Below are 11,319 nucleotides of genomic sequence, written 5' to 3' on the forward strand. Positions count from 1 at the left end.
TTGACCTAAAATGTATAAAGATAAATTTAATAGCCCATTAAAGAGAGAATTAAACGCACCACTTCGTGAAAAATTTATAGAACTTGGGAAAAGCTTTAAAACACTAAATACAACTCGTTGGATATTTATTATTTTTACAATTCTCTTTGCCTTTAAATCGTATCTTCAAAAAATATTCATGGGACCAATTTTAATTTGGTTTACTAACATAAATCCTGGTGATGGAAGTAGTTATTCAAGCGTTCCTGTAAGCTTGTTAATTTTTGGCTTTATATTCCTATCAATTCCTCGATTAATTAGTAATATTAATTTTATAATACAATTGAATCAAACATCAAAGCAAATTAATGATCGGCAATTTAGTGAAGCATTCTGGTATCAGAAAATTCGATTACTACTTTATGCTTTTCTTGTTTTTATATTTATTCTGATTGCTAAACGTGTACTCACGCAATTAGATGCTTATTACCGCATGATTAATGTTTTCGCTGATTTAAATCGAATATTTTATGATATTTCTCATTATCCAGAAATCTTTGGAATTGATCTTATTATTATTGTATTGGGGATTATGCTTGTAATTTCTTCGCTTGCAGAAAAGAGAGTTAATTATCTTAGCTGGAATGCATTTAAAAAATGGATACTATTACAAATTGAACAAGTTGAAAATGGTTATTCTTCTAAAATTCTACGACAAATGGACTTAGGTTGTTATTTAATGAAATTGGGTATTGGTGTTATGCTTGTAGAGAATGTTGTTGGAAATATCATTTTCAATATAGGATTAAAGAAATTGGCAGATGGTTTCAATCTATATTCATTTAAAGAAATTTACATCATTCCTAAATACCAAATGAAAAATACTTTAAAAGTTGGTTATCAACCTACGCAATTTTTATATCAATCTATTCCATCTCATTTAAGTTCTGGTCAAGCAACAGTGCAATATCCACAAATAGGAGTAGATACAACTCCTAAAACTCAAGTAAACGAGAAATATAATCCTATATACTGTACATATTGTGGGAACAAATTAATCTCTTCAAATGCTAAATTCTGTACAAATTGCGGCAATCGAGTCCAGTAATTTCAAGAAAAATCGATGTTAATAATAAAAGAAAAAATTTTTTTAGTAAAGATTAAAAAGCCCATTTTCTCATTACACGCCCCAAATAAAGGTGGGTATTATAATGAATTTGGATTTTTCCTTCTTTTTGATATTTTTCAAATAATTGCGTAAGTGCATCAATAAATGGTGTATACTCAGCAGAACCAGGTAATGGTGTATATGATGAAGATAATACTCTGCCGATGAACCCTTTCTCATCAAATTCTTGCGTATTAGAGTAATGGAATTCTTGTAGTGAGATCTCTTCAATCAAATTGAAGATGCGTTCTTTATCTATGTAGAGATGAGGTGAATTTTTATATTCTGGGCATAGATCGATTAAAAATTGATCATATTCCTTCATAAAGGGTGTGGCTGTTAAATCTCGTTCGTTCCATATAAAAGCTATTATTCCTTCAGGTTGCAAAATCCTTTGAAACTCTGTCAATGTTAATTCAGGATCAAACCAATGAAGCGCTTGGGCAGCTGTTATTAAATCAATGGATTCATCAGGAAGAGTTGTACTTTCTGCCGTTCCTTTGATATTATGAAAATTTGGATTGACACATAACGATTTTTCTGCAATAATACGCATTTCATCATTAGGTTCAACTGCATAAACTTCAAAATTAGCATCAATCAAATGCTTAGTAAAAATTCCAGTACCTGATCCAATATCTGCTACTATTATTCTTGATTTATTTGGAAAGAATGACTTAATTTCTTGAATTACCTCAATAGGATAGTCTGGGCGATATTTCTGATAGTATTCTGCTCTTAAAGAAAATCTTTTTGTCGAGTTTTTTTCATTCATTTAATGATCATAATTCCAAAAATCATCACCTTTTAAAAATAGCTGTTTCACGGGAACTCAATGGGTCAAATTTAATGCTTAGCAACCCGAATATATTTAAGAATTCGCAGTAATTATTATTCAATGCAATAATTATTCAACATGATAATTATTCAATACAATAATTATTAAAAACTACCTAGTTGATAATTGTTATGGTTGTGAATCCTAAACCTCGTGAACTTCCCTCAAAGATTGCACTCTTTGGTCTCAGTAATGCTGGAAAAACATCTATTGTAAAAACCTTATTAAGTGAATTTAATGCATTTTCATCGTTGTTACCTACTACTGGAGTAGATAGAACAAGTATTGATTTTTTTGGAAGAGAATTACTGGTCTGGGACTTTGGCGGGCAAGTAATTTATCGAGATTCTTATCTACAGAATCCCATGATGTATTTTCAAGGAATACAGTATCTGTATTATGTAATTGATACACAAGATGTAGAAAGAATAGATGAAAGTATTGATTATTTTATTCAAATTTTCGAAAATTGCTTAGAATTTAGTGATAATTTTCAAATATTTCTCTTTTTCCATAAAGTGGACCCAGATTATGAAGGACCAGTGATTTTTCCAGAAATTGAAGATCGATTTCTTTCAGCTATTCTTCCAAAAATTCAAGACTCTAAAATCACACCAACTGTATTTCATACTTCTATTTACAAACCCATGTCGGTGATTTCTGCTTTTTCACAGCCATTATTGGGAAATAAAACAATCTATGAAACATTATGTGATGCTATCGAATCATTTTGTTGGGAATATGAATTCTCTTTTGGAATGCTATTTGTTGAAAATTACGAGATTGGAAGTTTTTTTGAATCAAAGCAGTTGAATGAATATATTGATAAACACATTACCAATTATCTTGATTCGTTAGATGAAGTTGAAGAAGTACCCCCATATCATGTAGGAAGATATAAGATTCATACTGAACAATTTAGCATTGTTGTTGGAGCTGAAAAATTCGTTTTTAATTTTGCAATAGGTTATGATCCATTGGAATTTGAGGGCGATATGACTACGATTTACGAATCTATTACTGAATTTACAGAAGCATTAGAAAAAATCCTACAAAATGCTGAAATTATTCGAACAGGACAGCTTCGAATAGATGAGATATATGATAAAGAAAAAATTGAAGAAATTCGTCGCCGACAAGAAGAATTGGAGGAATTAAGTCTACTAGATGAAGAAGATCGCCAGAAATACCTTCAAAAAGAGCGCGAACTGGAAATAATTGAAGATCAACGAGTAAATTTTGAATTAAGCAATTTAGATTGGACAGGATCTATAACTCCAGAAGAAGAAATTGAGAAAGAAAATGATGGAAAAATAGATCCTGACGAAAATAATGACAAGAGAATTTTTGAAGAAAAAAATTTTGAAGAAGAAGATTTCACTGATGAAGAAAATGAAGAATAAAAAGAGATTAAGATTCTCCTGATGAATAATGACTCATATTTTTTATGCTGATCGGAAATTTGAGCGGGAAATAAAAAGAAATACTATTCATGAAAAAGAAAATCCACCTCCCGTGCATGCTGGAACTAGTTGGATTGATTCACTTGGATATGTTTTTTGGTTTTTAAAACAGTGGATGAGATTACGATTATATCTTCTTTTTAATCTTTTTCCTCTCCCACTAAGAGAAGGAATTGCGGGTGCATTAGGGCAGCTTTTTCTCTATTTTTCAAAAAATAATCGTAATAAGGTAGTATCTGCTTTTCGTGTTTTATATCCTAAGATAAAATCACGATCAAAACTTCATCAACTTTATTTTGCACACTGCGCTTATATGGGGAAATTATTTTTTGATTTTATGAATGGACTGCCGAAAAATATCGACTTGTCTTTGAAATACTTCATTTCATTTAGAAATCTTGATTTACTATTCCGTGAGTTGGAAAAGGGAAAAGGAGTGATAATTCCAACGACTCACCTTGGACAACTGGTTCATTCTGTCTATGCAATTATGAAATTACCTCAAAAAATTCCTGTTGCCACCGTTATTTATACACCCCATTTGATTACATATCAATATACAAACCGAATTGGCTATGATCATGTTTACCTTTATGCCAGTACTTCATTTGCAAAAATATCATATCATCTAGAACGTCACCTACGAAAAAATCATATTGTTGTTTTATATTTTGATTTCGGAACGAAAAAGCAACTACGAGTACCATTTTATTTTGACAAATACCCCTATCTTCTACATACACCCCAAAGTTGCGTGAGCTTATATTTAAGAACGGGTGCATCGATTTTACCCTGTATAAATCAACCAGATCGTTATATTCATTATTCTCGATTAATTTTCTGTGAAAATCAGAACTTAATGAAAATAGCTGCAGAATTACAGGATAAACCCAAAAAAATCATTCACGGGAAACTTTCAATGGAAATCAATCGAATTCTTTATCCCACAATTATTAAATACGCTCATGCATGGGAAGAAATTACAGATCTTGCAACTGCTCGTTTAGCTGATGAATTAATACTTCCTCAATATCTTAATGGTTATCAAAATTCTGAACTTATTTTGGAAAAAATGAAATCAATTATTAAAAATAGTTATGAACCAAATCGAAATGATGAACTTATCTTTGAAAAATTAGATATACTTCAAAATACAATAAAAAAATATAGAAAGAATTTAGCGAATTTGGATTGTTACCCAAAAACAATTAATCTTTCTTGGATGAACTCTTTTGACGAATTCCGAATTCTTATGCAAGAGTTAATTTCAATTACTAAAAAATGCGGAGAAATCGAATTAAAAACACAAATTGATGATCAATGGCAAATTCTTATTCTAAAATTTTATTCTTCTAATATATGAAATTGCTTCATCTGTTCTTTTAATCTATTTGTTGTAGTACAAAATGAACACATATCTAAATATGTCGTCATCCCACATTGGCTACATTTCTTGACGATTTGATGATCCTCTATTATGGTTTCTGCTAAGATTGGTTTGAGATTTTTCTGAAAATCTCTTACCATATTCATCATAGAACCCCTACGAAAACTCTCTATTTTTTCGAGAGATTTCTTAACACTGATAACAGGAGAATCGGTAGCATATTCACATTCTGTAGGAAGATGCTCAACCTTGGCGAAATAAGCATACATAATTAGTTCTGTCTCATAAATATAATACAATGGTTTAATTCGTGGAATAAGTCCTTCAACATCTCGTAAAGTAATGGGTCCTGCTCGGCTCATTAATTCTATATCAATACTAAAAAAATTGGATAATAATTGTGAAGCTTCATCCGTCAAATTATGTCCTGTGGCAACTTTTGTAAAATTATGCTTTACCGCGAAATAATTAATATAATACCGCTTTAACAAACCGCAGTATGAACATTCTCCTCGATAATTATTCTTTTTGCGGTTATATTTTCCATTTTTTATGTAATTTCCTAAATGATGAATGTCGTCAATGGTAAATCCTAAATGTTCTTTCACGCTAAGAATATGAAAAGGAATTTTTAATTTTTCACATAAACTTCGCGCAATATTTGCAGAATCGTAAGAATAATTTCGTGGGGTGATTCCAACTTCAATATATAATGCTTCAAGAGGGACTCTATTTTTTAAAGCTTTATTCAAAACAGTCAAAAGGGTTTGTGAATCCTTTCCTCCACTAATTGCAACTAATATTTTTTCTTTTGGATTTTGAAAATCAATTAAATGGTTATCTTCAATATTTCTTTTAACTCGGTTTTCGATATAGCGGAGAAAATGATCTTTACATAGAGCCATTTTAGTATGAGGAATCTGAATTACTGCATTTGATCTGCACTCGCGAAAGAATTTACATTGCGGCATATAAGCGATAATAATCTTCCAGATTCCTTAAAAATTCTGATTTTAAAAATTAATTATTGTAAAGGAACAAAAAAAAGTTAAGATAATCTGTATTTTTAAAGATCCTATTTTCCAGTGAAAGTTGGCTTTCGTTTCTCCAGAAAAGCTTGGATTCCTTCTTTTGCATCATCAGTGCCAAAACAATATGCAAAAAGCTCATTTTCAAGAGCCAAACCCGCTTCAATTCCACTTTCAATACCTGTATTAATTGCATTCTTTGCACATCGAATTGAAATTGGGGAAAGATCAGCAATCTTTTTTGCAAGTTCTTTTGCTTTTTCAAGTAACTTTTCTGGAGCAACGACTTCATCCACCAAACCATATCGCTCAGCCGTTTTTGCATCAATCATATCTCCTGTAAAAGTTAATAGTTTCGATCTTCCTCTACCGATTAACCGTGTTAACCTTTGAGTGCCTCCATATCCAGGAATTATTCCCAGTTTTGTTTCTGGTTGACCAAATTTTGCCTTTTCGCTTGCTATTCGTATATCACAAGCCATTGCAAGTTCACAACCTCCACCAAGAGCAAATCCATTCACAGCGGCAATAACTACCTTATTAAGAAGTTCTATTTTTCGATATACTTCAATTCCATATTTTGAAAGTTCTCTAGCTTTTTCTGGACCAAATTTTTGAAGTTCAGAAATGTCTGCACCCGCGGCAAAAGCCTTTCCTTCCCCTGTGATAATAATCACTCTGATTTCTGGATTCGCTGCACATGCATCAATTACTTCTCCTAATTCATGCATAGTTTGAATATTAATTGCGTTTAATACATTTGGGCGATTAAATTTAATCACTGCAATATAATTTTCATATGTAAAAAGAAGATTTTTTAACTCCATGATAGAAATCTTGGTTAACACGATTTTTAAATGTTGTATTGCAAAAATTCAGAAAAATATTTAAATTTAAAATACTTACTTTAATATTTTAATACATTTCTTTACTTTAAGAAATATTTAACATTTCGAATCACTTAAATTAAAAAAAAAAAATGGGTAACTAAAAACTTATTCGCACTTAATCATAGCAAAGGAATTTGAAAAAATTGAACGATATAGAAAAAAAAAATAAGGAACGGATAATAGGTGTACGTTTTGATTCAGAAACCATCAATCAAATTGAAGATTTCAGTCAAAAATACAATATTTCAAAATCCCAATTAACACGAAATGCGATTCATAATTATTTAAATCTATTTGAAGAACAATCATCTGTTCGGAATCCAAAAATGATTATTAGTCAAAACATTTTTAAACTTGCCATTGAGAATTTGAACGAGACAGAATTGGATGAATTAGCAGAATTATCTTATAGAAATGCGTTAATTTTTGGAGAATTTTGGAAAGATAAGTTCAAATTAGATCCTGAGCAGGAAAACCAAATAAATTTTAAAAAAGATTGGTTATCTTTTCTTTTAAACCATTTAAGTTCACAAGTTTTTTCCGCTCACGGTATGAATTGGTTCACAGAGATACATTTTGAGTGGAAAGAATTAACATGCTATTTTTCTGGAACTCATAATTTAGGACGTAATTTCTCTATATTTATTAAATTTCTTTTGAAGAAATATATTGATCCTAAAAGCTACAAAATGAAGAATATAGAAGTTACAAATAATTCAATCAATTTACAGATAGATCCAATTGTGTAGTAAAGGTGAATAAATTTTTTTTACCTTTATTTCCCATAAAAATGTTAACAAAAAGAATATACTCTATACAATACAATTTTATTCTTTTATAACAGCTTATGCTCGATATAGTTAAATACAAGCACAAAGAGAGCAAAAATAACAAATCCTGCCAAAAACAAGAGTGGTTTTCCTTTTTCTTTTTCTGGTAATTCCTTGCGGATAATTTTATATAAAATAAAGCCACTTACAAACGAATAAAATAGAAAAATTGTTTCTAAATTGATCATTAAGAATAAATTTAGCAAAATCGAGCAAAATATTCCAATAAGTGTAGCACTTGAGAGGAAAAAGCGCCATTTTTTGGAGATCTCATGCCATTCTATTTCAATATCCAAATCTGAAAAAACTTGCATCTTTTTTGTGCGTTTTGTGATTAATGCCATAAAACTAGCAAAAAAGAAAAACAAAAATCCTGAAATAAGATTAATCTGTAAAAGGAAAAATAGCAATAATCCAATTAGAAAATGATGAATAAATTGGGTGATCCAGCGTAATTCATCTAAATTCTTATTAATATGTTTTGTTATACGTTCCTTTTCAACTAAAATTTCTTTAATAAGTGCATTTTCTTGTTTTTTCAATCCTAATGCAGTTAATGCTAATTCTTTAATATAATCTTCATCGTGATGTTCATTAATCGCTTCATTTGATATTGATATTTCGATATTATTGGAAACTATTTTCAAATTTTCCTCCGTTTTCAATAGATTTCTCATTTTATCTTGAGATTTCTTCTCAACGGTTTGTAAAATATATTTTTCAGAAAGATGCTCAGTAATAAAACCAACTAAAATAAAAAGAAATTCAAAATTTTTTAAATGAAGTGGATATTCGGGAATTCCATTAGATATTTCAGGAAGAACTACTAAAAAAAAGTAAGATATAGAAATACTTGCCAGAAATGAATCATGAAGTCGAAAATAATGATGGTGATGTTCAATTAATATGAAGATTATTCCTGCAAGAATTGAAATGAAAATGACAAGGAAAGAAAGGGAATTCATAAGTATTTTCAACTTTTTTGAAAACTCGAATTTGGAATTTCCATTTTTTTATCGAATAGATTCATCATTTTTGGTATCAACATTTACAATATCAAGTTCTACACAAGTCATGGGGATCTTAAATACTTGAGCAATTGAAGGAACCGTTCTACCATTGTCACTTGAGATTAATTCTTTTATATATGTTCCCCCTTGTGCTCGAATTTTTAGAAAAATATGGCGGGAATCAATCCATTTTCCAGATATTTCAAATATTTTTTTAGTTCGAGTTTTATCTGCTCTTCGATGAACAACTCGAAGGGGAGTTCGTTGATGAATTGGTTCATTTAGGATAATTTCTTGAATTTCATTCATTTTTTCATCAAACAATTTCTTATCGATGGGTTGTTCCAAGAAAATCAATGCGTGATAAGCTTTTTGAGAAAATTCTGAATCTGATTTGTATTCAATAATTTGTTTTTTCGATGAGATTGTAAAAGGTTCCACATAAATCTGAGAAGAGAATTGATTATTAATTTTCTTTTGAATTTCATCCAAAGGAAGAATTCTTTTTTGAGGTGCTTTTATTTCCATGATAAAAGGGCGCCCTTTGCCTAAACAGCGAGCATCTATGTCTTCTCTACCTGCGCCATGTAATAATGCTTTTTCACCTCGTGCATAAGGAAGAATTACACTTGCAATTAAATCTTCAATTGATGATGCATACATATCTCCTGAACCGTGACATGTCGGGCATATTTCTTTGGTTTTACGGTCAATTCCTCTTCCTCGACAATCAGGGCAGTGCCAATGTGTTTGTGGAAGATTTCTAACAAATTTCTTATACTTACTTTCTAAATACAAAGGTTTTGGCTGTAATTCATATGTTGGATCTAAGGATTCTCTAAGATCAATCATAATTTGAAGATCAGGACGATTAAATTGGGTCGGTTTATGAAAAATCTCCTGCATTTTTTTTCCAACTAGCCGATTAAGATTAGCTTTAAAGGATTCACCGCTAATAAAATGAAATCGAGCCCGTATATCTTCTTCCTTATTGGTTATCAGAGGATTTAGATATGTGCCAATTAGAAAATTATCAAAATCATAATCATACACTTCTTGTTCGATTTCTTTACAGATTTTTTCAATTTTTTCTTGTGTTAATAAATTCTGGCAAAAATCACATACATGATTATTCCATTTTTCTTTTAATATTCTTAATTTCTCTTGATTATTATATTTGGCGAAGTAATCTGCTAAAACTTTGTAAGCTGGGAAAAAATGACTTTGGACAGCAATTAATTCAAGTAGTTCAATTGGTCTTTTCTCAAATAATAATGTTTGATGTTCTATTGATTCTGATTTTAGTGCTGCATGTGCTTCCATGGTCAATGTTAAGAAAATTGCTTGTGCTCGAGTGTTATTATCCGTTGCTGTAGCTAAATAAGAAAATTGGCGCCCTAAACATTCGTGACATAGTTTATAAGATTGTAAAACCTCAAAAGTTTTCTTTAATAGTTTGGGTGAATATTGAGTTGTAATTATTTCTATTTCTTCTGAAATATCTTCAACATCTTCACTTTCCTTTTCTTGAAATTTATGCAATTCCTTGGGATTCTCAGCCATTATTTTAAATAGTATGGATTCGGGAAAAAATTTTGTGTTTTTCAATTAATTTCAAGAATTTATATATTGCTTCAAAAATATAGAAATATTATGATATCTTCTGAACTATTTGAGCGATACCAACGCCAAATTTTGGTAATTGGAAAGGAAAAACAAGAATTACTTGCGTCTAAAACTGTTGTACAAGTTGGGCTTGGTGGCTTAGGTTCACCACTTGCTTTATATTTAACTGCTTCAGGTATTGGAAAGTTAATAATTTTCGAGAAAGATGAACTTTCTTTATCAAATTTAGGAAGGCAAATATTATATCGCACAGAAGAAGTAAATCAATCAAAAGGGGAAATTGGAAAAAAAAATTTAGAATCTTTGAATCCTTTTGTATCAATACAAATAATTGAAAAATGGTTTGATGAAGAATCTGCAATCGCAATTTTTGAGAAAGAACATGTAGATTATATTGTTGATGCTTCTGATAATTTTCAAACAAAATTCTTAGTAAACGATTTGGGGATTAGATTTAATATTCCATTCACCATTGCTGGTATTCAAGGATTCGAAGGTCAACTTCTTTCAGTTGTTCCTAAGAAAACTGCTTGCTATCGGTGCTTGTTCGGTAATCCTCCTGAAAAAATAGATTCTAAACCTATTCCTGTAATGGCTCCTACTTGTGGGGTTGTTGGCTCTTTAGAAGCAAGTGAAGTTATAAAAGGGCTATTAAATATGGGAGAGCTAATAACTGATCGTTTAATGATGATTAGTTTAGATGCAGGAGAATTTAGTTCTATTCCATTTAGAAAAAACCCAGATTGTTTTTGTCAGAAAGAAGAATAATTTAATCTTTTTTAATTTATTCTGACTTTAAATTTTGATTTTCATCTTTTTTCTTTTGAGGTAATTCAATTTCAATATAGAAAGATCCTTGATAATTGCAATTACTACAAGAAAAGTAATCAACATTTGTGAATTGTCCAACGGCAGTTCTTGCAAGAGTCGGTTGCTCGCAATTCGGGCAAAGTCTTATAGTAGGAGTTTTTGATTTTCTTTTAATATCCTTAAAAATACCCATATTTGCATTAATTTTACATTTTACTTAATTTTTTCAATTTTTTTTATTTTTCATAAAAATGTTATTTTTGCATGGCACAGAAGAAACCTTTAAACCA

11 protein-coding genes are annotated in these 11,319 nt (G+C 30.2%); 5 read left to right on the top strand and 6 right to left on the bottom strand.

Annotation, left to right across the window (positions count from 1 at the left end):
* Window positions 1–10: 10 nt before the first annotated feature.
* A complete protein-coding gene (locus ACXLDF_RS11360; RefSeq protein WP_457558648.1) occupies window positions 11–1,087 on the top strand; it encodes a zinc ribbon domain-containing protein in 1,077 nt (358 codons plus the stop codon).
* A 52-nt stretch (window positions 1,088–1,139) separates the two neighbouring features.
* Here the strand turns inward: ACXLDF_RS11360 and ACXLDF_RS11365 are convergent, their stop codons facing one another.
* Window positions 1,140–1,922, bottom strand: coding sequence for a class I SAM-dependent methyltransferase (locus ACXLDF_RS11365; protein ID WP_457558649.1), 783 nt, complete (start codon window positions 1,920–1,922; stop codon window positions 1,140–1,142).
* A gap of 194 nt (window positions 1,923–2,116) precedes the next feature.
* On the opposite strand from ACXLDF_RS11365, the gene ACXLDF_RS11370 reads away from it, so the two are divergent.
* Together ACXLDF_RS11370 and ACXLDF_RS11375 are read left to right on the top strand one after the other, a co-directional pair.
* Window positions 2,117–3,388 (top strand): ADP-ribosylation factor-like protein, encoded by a 1,272-nt coding sequence (locus ACXLDF_RS11370; protein WP_457558650.1) that lies wholly within the window; start codon window positions 2,117–2,119, stop codon window positions 3,386–3,388.
* A gap of 28 nt (window positions 3,389–3,416) precedes the next feature.
* Entirely contained in the window at window positions 3,417–4,811 is a 1,395-nt protein-coding gene (locus ACXLDF_RS11375) for an LpxL/LpxP family acyltransferase (protein WP_457558651.1), read from the top strand.
* Here ACXLDF_RS11375 and ACXLDF_RS11380 read toward each other — a convergent pair.
* Window positions 4,793–5,806 (bottom strand): PP-loop family protein, encoded by a 1,014-nt coding sequence (locus tag ACXLDF_RS11380; protein WP_457558652.1) that lies wholly within the window; start codon window positions 5,804–5,806, stop codon window positions 4,793–4,795. The genes ACXLDF_RS11375 and ACXLDF_RS11380 overlap by 19 nt on opposite strands.
* A gap of 104 nt (window positions 5,807–5,910) precedes the next feature.
* The gene (locus ACXLDF_RS11385; RefSeq protein WP_457558653.1) at window positions 5,911–6,690 is read right to left on the bottom strand and encodes an enoyl-CoA hydratase/isomerase family protein; all 780 of its coding nucleotides are present in this window, start codon (window positions 6,688–6,690) and stop codon (window positions 5,911–5,913) included.
* Between the two features lie 197 nt (window positions 6,691–6,887).
* Here ACXLDF_RS11385 and ACXLDF_RS11390 point away from each other — a divergent pair, with 197 nt between their 5' ends.
* On the top strand, window positions 6,888–7,502 hold the full coding sequence (locus ACXLDF_RS11390; protein WP_457558654.1) for a ribbon-helix-helix domain-containing protein: 615 nt from the start codon (window positions 6,888–6,890) through the stop codon (window positions 7,500–7,502).
* Window positions 7,503–7,588: 86 nt separating this feature from the next.
* On the opposite strand, the gene ACXLDF_RS11395 is transcribed toward ACXLDF_RS11390, so the two are convergent.
* Both ACXLDF_RS11395 and ACXLDF_RS11400 read right to left on the bottom strand, forming a co-directional pair.
* Window positions 7,589–8,548, bottom strand: coding sequence for a hypothetical protein (locus ACXLDF_RS11395; protein ID WP_457558655.1), 960 nt, complete (start codon window positions 8,546–8,548; stop codon window positions 7,589–7,591).
* 48 nt (window positions 8,549–8,596) lie between these two features.
* Window positions 8,597–10,156, bottom strand: coding sequence for a tRNA pseudouridine(54/55) synthase Pus10 (locus ACXLDF_RS11400; RefSeq protein WP_457558656.1), 1,560 nt, complete (start codon window positions 10,154–10,156; stop codon window positions 8,597–8,599).
* A 90-nt stretch (window positions 10,157–10,246) separates the two neighbouring features.
* Here ACXLDF_RS11400 and ACXLDF_RS11405 point away from each other — a divergent pair, with 90 nt between their 5' ends.
* On the top strand, window positions 10,247–10,987 hold the full coding sequence (locus ACXLDF_RS11405; protein WP_457558657.1) for a HesA/MoeB/ThiF family protein: 741 nt from the start codon (window positions 10,247–10,249) through the stop codon (window positions 10,985–10,987).
* Between the two features lie 16 nt (window positions 10,988–11,003).
* On the opposite strand, the gene ACXLDF_RS11410 is transcribed toward ACXLDF_RS11405, so the two are convergent.
* A complete protein-coding gene (locus ACXLDF_RS11410) occupies window positions 11,004–11,222 on the bottom strand; it encodes a hypothetical protein (protein ID WP_457558658.1) in 219 nt (72 codons plus the stop codon).
* Window positions 11,223–11,319: the final 97 nt, after the last annotated feature.

This window comes from Candidatus Harpocratesius sp., from assembly GCF_054039255.1.

Bases quoted from the DNA above. Each gene is read 5' to 3' on its own strand.
- ACXLDF_RS11360 (WP_457558648.1), top strand. From the start codon at position 11: ATGTATAAAGATAAATTTAATAGCCCATTAAAGAGAGAATTAAACGCA.
- ACXLDF_RS11365 (WP_457558649.1), bottom strand. From the start codon at position 1,922: ATGAATGAAAAAAACTCGACAAAAAGATTTTCTTTAAGAGCAGAATAC.
- ACXLDF_RS11370 (WP_457558650.1), top strand. From the start codon at position 2,117: ATGGTTGTGAATCCTAAACCTCGTGAACTTCCCTCAAAGATTGCACTC.
- ACXLDF_RS11375 (WP_457558651.1), top strand. From the start codon at position 3,417: ATGACTCATATTTTTTATGCTGATCGGAAATTTGAGCGGGAAATAAAA.
- ACXLDF_RS11380 (WP_457558652.1), bottom strand. From the start codon at position 5,806: ATGCCGCAATGTAAATTCTTTCGCGAGTGCAGATCAAATGCAGTAATT.
- ACXLDF_RS11385 (WP_457558653.1), bottom strand. From the start codon at position 6,690: ATGGAGTTAAAAAATCTTCTTTTTACATATGAAAATTATATTGCAGTG.
- ACXLDF_RS11395 (WP_457558655.1), bottom strand. From the start codon at position 8,548: ATGAATTCCCTTTCTTTCCTTGTCATTTTCATTTCAATTCTTGCAGGA.
- ACXLDF_RS11400 (WP_457558656.1), bottom strand. From the start codon at position 10,156: ATGGCTGAGAATCCCAAGGAATTGCATAAATTTCAAGAAAAGGAAAGT.
- ACXLDF_RS11405 (WP_457558657.1), top strand. From the start codon at position 10,247: ATGATATCTTCTGAACTATTTGAGCGATACCAACGCCAAATTTTGGTA.
- ACXLDF_RS11410 (WP_457558658.1), bottom strand. From the start codon at position 11,222: ATGGGTATTTTTAAGGATATTAAAAGAAAATCAAAAACTCCTACTATA.